Below are 6,274 nucleotides of genomic sequence, written 5' to 3'. Positions count from 1 at the left end.
GAGCCAGCGGAACAGGCGCCTGAGCTCGGCCCTGAGGATCGCGTCATTAGGGAGACCGCCGAAGAGCACCTCGATGGTGTCGATGGCCACGCGTTTCGCCTGTATCGAATCGATCGCGTGACCGAGACGGATAAAGAGGCCTTCGAGATCGTATTCGCCGGTCTCCTCAATCTCGGAACGTTCTATATAGACGTAATCGATGGCGAGCTTCTTCTTTTTGACGAGGCCGTCCAGGTCGAAACCGAGGGAGGCCACGTTTTTGGTAAGGTCTTCACTGGTCTCCTCGAAGGCCATGAAGACGCCGGGTTCATCGTACATGGTCGCGCCTTTGACGAGAAACTCCATGGCGAGCAGCGTCTTACCCGAGCCGGCAGATCCGGTGACGAGGGTGGGACGGCCTTTCGGCAGTCCGCCCTGGGTGAGTTCATCGAGACCAGTGATGCCGGTGGGGCACTTCTGGAGCTGGAATGGATGGGGGTGGGCTGTCGGTTTGGCCATCAGGAATACCTCCTGTGGTGAATGTAGGATAGGATAGCACTCAACCGTGCGGCCTGTCTTGTGCGGTCAGCAGCCGCAGCCGCCGCGCTCATGGCCGTGATGAAACTCGCCTGATGATCTCCTATTATTGCTCGTGCTGTTCCGCGTGTAAAGCAAAATCGGCTTGACGCTGCCAGATGTCCGAACAGGCGTGATCCCCCCTGACGGGAGCAGGGTCTCAGATAGAACCTGCAACCCTGCATAACGCGAAGCCAAGGCGCTCCTCGGCACAGTACGAGGGTGCGGTCGACCTCAACGGAGGCGCGATCGAAACAGCCAGCGGCTTCGCGTTCCGCTATCCCCTTGATGGACGTTGCGTGAGGTCTTTTATCAAAGATAATACCTATTTGCCAGTTTGCAAGTATCTCCCCAATCGCACATCTTATCCAGGCCCTTAGCCTGCTTAGGGACGGGCGCGAAGAATGCCGCTGGTAATCGCGATATCCGAGACGACTGAAACGTGAACGGCCGCCAACAGATGCCGCTTGCCTGTCATGGTGGCGATCCTATCCCTGCCGCTCTCAAATCTTCGGCTGTGGGTTTCCCCCTCCTGCAGCAGTCCAGTATTTGACCGTCTACAACAACGGTAGGAACGGACGTGACGCCATATTCCCTGGCTTTGTCCATTCCGCCCTCCTTCAAGTTATAGACGCTAACATCACAACTCGAAGAGGACACTTCGTTCACGAGGCTCACGGTCTCGTCGCAGAGCGGTCAACCAGCCACAAATACTTCTATCTTCCTTTTACTTGCCATTCTCGTGCTCCTCCAAATTGGCAAAGACTTACACGTCAAGCTCTCTGAGCCAATCTTCCAGTTGCTTCTTTATCGCATCTCTCACCCTCCTGGTCTGCTCCAGCTTTTCCTCGCGGGTGCCCGTAAAGGATGACGGGTCGGCGAAACTCCAATGAAGCTTCTTTGCTGATCCGGGAAACATGGGACACATCTCAGCACTCGCTTGATCGCACACGGTTATGACGTATGAAAATACCTCTCCGTTCTCGTAGAAATCGAATACACTCTTTGTTTTGTTCTGAGATATGTCAATGCTCACCTCCCGCATCACCTCGACGACAAGCGGATTGAGTACCCCGGGTTCGATGCCCGCGCTCACTGCTTCAAACTGCTCACCCCCCAGAGACCTCAAGAAGGCCTCGGCCATCTGGCTCCGGGCGCTGTTATGGACGCACACAAACAAAACCTTGGTCTTGTCCACAGCTTTTCCTCCCGTCATTCTTCACAGCTATAATAGCAGACCCCAACGGGTGTCTCTACCGTATAAGGGAAATACTTTCTCTTAAACCAGAGCGAGAGGTGCACGAGGTTAATCAATACAGGCACCTCGACCAGAGGCCCTATCACCGCGGCAAAGGCCTGGCCTGAATTGATGCCGAAGACCGCCACGGCTACTGCTATGGCAAGCTCGAAGTTGTTCGATGCGGCGGTAAAGGAAAGCGTTGCAGCCTGACCGTAATGGGCCTTCACCTTCGCGCTCATGAAGAATGAAACAAGGAACATGATGACGAAGTAGAGCAGAAGCGGTATGGCGATCCTTAGTACGTCGAGGGGTATCTTGACGATATACTCACCCTTCAGGGAGAACATGACAAGAATCGTAAAGAGGAGGGCAACCAACGTGAGCGGACTGATCTTCGGGATGAACCTCTCATGATACCAGGTCCTGTCTTTGATGGTGATCAGGACTGCCCGAGTAAGGACTCCGGCGATAAAGGGAATGCCCAGGTAGATGAAGACACTCTTTGCGATCTGGCCTATAGTGATGTTGACGAGTACGCCCTTAAAGCCGAGCATGGGCAGAAGCACAGTGATGAAGACATAGGCGTAGACAGAAAAAAAGAGCACCTGAAAAATGGAATTGAAGGCGACAAGGCCGGCGCAGTATTCCCTGTCTCCCTCCGCAAGGTCATTCCAGACGATCACCATGGCGATGCAGCGGGCAAGGCCGATCAGGATAAGACCGATCATGTAGTCTGGGTAGCCCCGCAGGAAGAGGATGGCAAGAACAAACATGAGAACCGGGCCGACGACCCAGTTCTGCACGAGAGAGAGGGCGAGGACCTTCACGTTCTTGAACACCTCACCCAGCTCCTCATAGCGTACTTTTGCGAGAGGCGGGTACATCATGAGGATGAGGCCTATGGCTATGGGGACGTTGGTGGTTCCGCTTTGGAATTGATTCCAGAAACCGACCACACCGGGGAAGAGGTAACCCCACCCGATTCCGACAAGCATACCGAGGAAGATCCACAGGGTGAGGAACCGGTCGAGAAAGGAAAGGTTTCGTACCTCACGATCCATCTTCACGCCCTCGCACAGCACCCTGCCGGGGCGTCGGGAAGTTCGTCGGCTCTCGACGCGATGAACGCTTGCAACCGCCGGCGATCGGTCGCAATGTCCTTTTCCCTGACCCGCTCCGCGATGGAGAGAAAGAGGAGTCGTTTGAACAGATCCGACTCATTGAGGCGGTAATGCATCCACTTGCCCTCCCGCCTGTCCTTCACGAGACCCGCCTCCTTGAGCGCCTTAAGATGGAACGAAATCTTCGGCTGCGACATGTCGACGGCAGCTACCAGGTGACATACACACAACTCGCCGTTCTCCAGGAGCTTTACGATCCTCAGCCGCGTTTCATCTGACAACGCCTTGAACAGCGTGAGAAGCTCATTCATGCTATCCTCCAGTCATATCAACAATATTTAATATTAATAGCTCATATCTGCATATAAGTCAACATATTTTCGTAGCAATGCTTAATTGTATTTTGATATGATTCTCTTGACAAGAAGCCCTCGAAGTGTATATTATTAGGTCTATGGAACTTCTTCCTCTGTTGAACACCGTCGCCTCCGAACCCTGCTGAGGCCCCTCCGAGAAGCGGGGTCCGGTCAGGCCCCCTCGCCTCGATCAACCTTTTGTGACCGGTTCGCTGCAGACCGCTGTCGGTCCGGTCCCTCGCGCTTCGCACGTTTTTGGTCGTGCGGAGCGGATCGGCGCCTTTAAGGCACGATGGGGAATAGGGCGGATGAACTACCGGGTGGATGCAGGCCTCTACGCACTAGGAGAGCCAGACGCAGAATCCCCGGTTTTCGTTACCGCAAACTACAAGCTGACGTTTGATCTCTTCCGAAGAGCCGTATCTTCTGTAGATTCCCTCCGAGCGGCGCCGCTCGGAGGGAATCTACCTAGCGAACACGGCGAGCGAGAGGGGGAGGCTCCGACGGCTTTGCCGGTGGAGGGGGCGACGCGAGCCCCAGAGATAGACGGATGGATCCTCGTCCTTGACACGCTGGGGATCAACGTCTGGTGCGCCGCTGGGAAGGGCACGTTCGGAACCGATGAACTGGTTGAGCGGATAGCATCGAGCCGCCTTGCCAGCATAGTATCCCACCGCAAGCTCATAGTCCCTCAACTGGGAGCTCCGGGCATCGCGGCGCATGACGTGAAGAGGCGTTCCGGCTTTCAGGTCGTGTACGGCCCGGTTCGTGCCGAGGACCTGCCTGCGTTCCTTACACGGAGCCTCAAGGCAGAAGGGCGGATGAGGACAAAAGACTTCGGGTTCAGGGAGAGGCTGGCACTTGTTCCCATGGAGGTCGTACCGGCGCTAAAGGTAGCCTTGCCCGCTGCCGCAGGACTTTTTCTCCTCTCGTTTCTTGCTGCCGGGTTCTCCCTATCGAGAGCGCTTGACTCGCTCTTGATCCCCCTCATTGCGATAGGAACATCGATACTCGTGGGGGCAGTCTTCACCCCACTTCTTCTGCCGTGGCTTCCCGGTAGAGCTTTTTCGGTAAAAGGGTCTATTCTGGGTCTCCTGTCGGGCTTGTTGGTCACTTCGCTCCTTTCTGTGGGGCATAGCGTGAGCAGCATGGGAGCGGTTGCTCTTCTGACGCTGGTTTCCGCCATGGCCGCGTACCTTGCGATGAACTTCACGGGCTCCTCCACGGTCACCTCACTCTCGGGAGTCAGGAAGGAGATGCGCATTGCGCTTCCCCTTCAGATCGGAGGGACTGCCGCCGGTCTCGTCCTATGGGTCATCGCTCTAATGGGAGGATGAACCGGATGCGATCCATGCTGTACCTCAAAGACGTCGTTACCCTTGCCTACAGTCCGGAGACCTGCACCGGGTGTGGAACCTGTCTTCAGGTCTGTTCCCGCGAAGTACTTCGGCGATCGAACGGAAAGATCGAGATTGCGTTACGCGATGCGTGCATCGAATGCGGAGCCTGTCAGCGCAACTGTCCACAGGGTGCATTGACCGTGAAGGCGGGCGTGGGATGTGCCTCGGCGATTATGAACCAGATGCTCGGGCGAAAAGCAGCCTGTTGCGGAGTTGATGAGAACTGCCTTTCCTGATGTGATCTTCTGTTCTCCAGATTAAGGATGATTACCAAAAAGAAGCAGGATAAGATCATTTAGACAGTTGCAGAATCCTATACGCACCTCTTCCAACCAGCATGAAAACGATTGTTCCAACTATCAGATCAGGCAGCTTGGAAGCTGTCAGACACACAAGGACACCCGCCACGATAACGCCGAGGTTCACGATAACGTCTGTGGACGTGAAGATCCTGCTTGCCTGCATATGGGCTTCCTTGCTCTTCGACTTCTGTAGCAGATAGAGGCAGATCGCGTTACCGGTGAGAGCGAGCAAGGAGATGATGATCATCAGGCGATAGTCTGGCGTCTCGCCATGCCCCAGAAAACGTCTGATAACCTCCGCGAATCCCAGAAGGGCCAACGCCAGCTGGAAATAACCAGCTGCTCCGGCAATATTTTTTTTCCGTGAGACCGTGCCACCGACAGCAAACAGCGATAGCGCGTAGACAATGCTGTCCGCCAGCATATCCAGGCTATCAGCGACAAGGCCCATTGACCCGGCCAAGAAGCCGGTCAGCATCTCAAGAGCAAAGAAAAAGAAATTGATCGCAAGGACTTGCCAGAGAACGCGGCTTTCCTGACGGCATGCCTTGTCTGCGCTTACCGGATCTACCGGTTCAGAGGAAAGCAGCTTTGCATCAAACTTGAGACTTTCGAGGGCGTCGAGGAGAATATCGTAGCCGCCCGTGTGGCACACCTGAAGCGTCCGTGCTGGCAGGTCAAATTCCAGGGATTGAATAGTAGTGAGTTCCTCCAATTTCATCCGTATCATTCGTTCTTCCGAAGGACAATCCATTTTTGATATGTTGAAGGTCGTTTTGAGCATAACGTTACTTCACTCTTTTTTTACATCGGCTCTCCTGTCAGTCGATTATACACGATGACCGAGAATAAACTCCACCGACCGGAGTATCGGAGCATCGAATGCCAGTCGTGCAGTTGCGTGTCGGTAGCAAAAGCGAGAAACGCCAATACAGTAATGTTTGAAAACGAGCATTCAAATTTTGAATAGGCAAGAACAGTTGCGCCGTGAAGCTGCAACTCTGTAGGACGATAGGTCGAGGAACGAGCTTTCCTGCATGTAGATCTCAAAACGGATACCGGGTGCCATTTGGGCTCTCGGAAAGGACTTTCGACATTACGTTGGACTTATGGACATTGTTTCTAACAATGCTTTGGCTTAAGCCATCACGTTGCGCCTTTCAGTCAACTATATTTATTTTCTCCTCTCCGGATCAAAAGGTTTTTGATGTACCAACATCGAGAACATCACTCTGATCAGCTTGTGCGCAGTGGCCAGGACGGCTTTCTTGTAGATGAGTCCTTCTTCTCTTCTTTTGAA

Annotated in this window: 7 protein-coding genes and 2 pseudogenes; 3 read left to right on the top strand and 6 right to left on the bottom strand. The window is 54.2% G+C overall.

Annotation, left to right across the window (positions count from 1 at the left end; genetic code table 11):
* The 5 genes from VMT71_14625 to VMT71_14605 all read right to left on the bottom strand — a co-directional run.
* On the bottom strand, positions 1 to 498 hold a 498-nt coding region (locus tag VMT71_14625), incomplete at its 3' end, for an ATPase domain-containing protein (GenBank protein ID HVN25204.1).
* Between the two features lie 531 nt (positions 499 to 1,029).
* Positions 1,030 to 1,233 carry a hypothetical protein gene (locus VMT71_14620; protein ID HVN25203.1) on the bottom strand — a complete coding sequence of 68 codons (204 nt, stop codon included), beginning with the start codon at positions 1,231 to 1,233 and terminating at the stop codon, positions 1,030 to 1,032.
* A gap of 88 nt (positions 1,234 to 1,321) precedes the next feature.
* On the bottom strand, positions 1,322 to 1,753 hold the full coding sequence (locus VMT71_14615; protein HVN25202.1) for an arsenate reductase ArsC: 432 nt from the start codon (positions 1,751 to 1,753) through the stop codon (positions 1,322 to 1,324).
* Between the two features lie 14 nt (positions 1,754 to 1,767).
* On the bottom strand, positions 1,768 to 2,856 hold the full coding sequence (gene arsB / locus VMT71_14610; GenBank protein ID HVN25201.1) for an ACR3 family arsenite efflux transporter: 1,089 nt from the start codon (positions 2,854 to 2,856) through the stop codon (positions 1,768 to 1,770).
* Positions 2,857 to 2,858: 2 nt separating this feature from the next.
* Entirely contained in the window at positions 2,859 to 3,227 is a 369-nt protein-coding gene (locus VMT71_14605; GenBank protein ID HVN25200.1) for a metalloregulator ArsR/SmtB family transcription factor, read from the bottom strand.
* Positions 3,228 to 3,370: 143 nt separating this feature from the next.
* Here VMT71_14605 and VMT71_14600 point away from each other — a divergent pair.
* The 3 genes and pseudogenes from VMT71_14600 (at position 3,371) to hgcB (ending at position 4,908) form a co-directional block, all read left to right on the top strand.
* Positions 3,371 to 3,706, top strand: a pseudogene (locus VMT71_14600) (mercury methylation corrinoid protein HgcA).
* Positions 3,707 to 3,814: 108 nt separating this feature from the next.
* A pseudogene (hgcA, locus tag VMT71_14595) lies at positions 3,815 to 4,609 on the top strand (mercury methylation corrinoid protein HgcA).
* Positions 4,610 to 4,614: 5 nt separating this feature from the next.
* Positions 4,615 to 4,908: a mercury methylation ferredoxin HgcB gene (gene hgcB / locus VMT71_14590; GenBank protein ID HVN25199.1), complete on the top strand. Its 294-nt coding sequence runs from the start codon at positions 4,615 to 4,617 to the stop codon at positions 4,906 to 4,908.
* Positions 4,909 to 4,963: 55 nt separating this feature from the next.
* Here hgcB and VMT71_14585 read toward each other — a convergent pair whose 3' ends face one another.
* Complete coding sequence (locus tag VMT71_14585) at positions 4,964 to 5,704, bottom strand: cation transporter (GenBank protein HVN25198.1); 741 nt, start codon at positions 5,702 to 5,704, stop codon at positions 4,964 to 4,966.
* Positions 5,705 to 6,274: the final 570 nt, after the last annotated feature.

It is taken from the genome of Syntrophorhabdales bacterium (assembly GCA_035541455.1).
Taxonomy (GTDB): Bacteria; Desulfobacterota; Syntrophorhabdia; order Syntrophorhabdales; family WCHB1-27; genus JADGQN01.
Note: the sequence above shows the minus strand (reverse complement) of the source record. Positions and strands in the feature narration are given on the sequence as shown.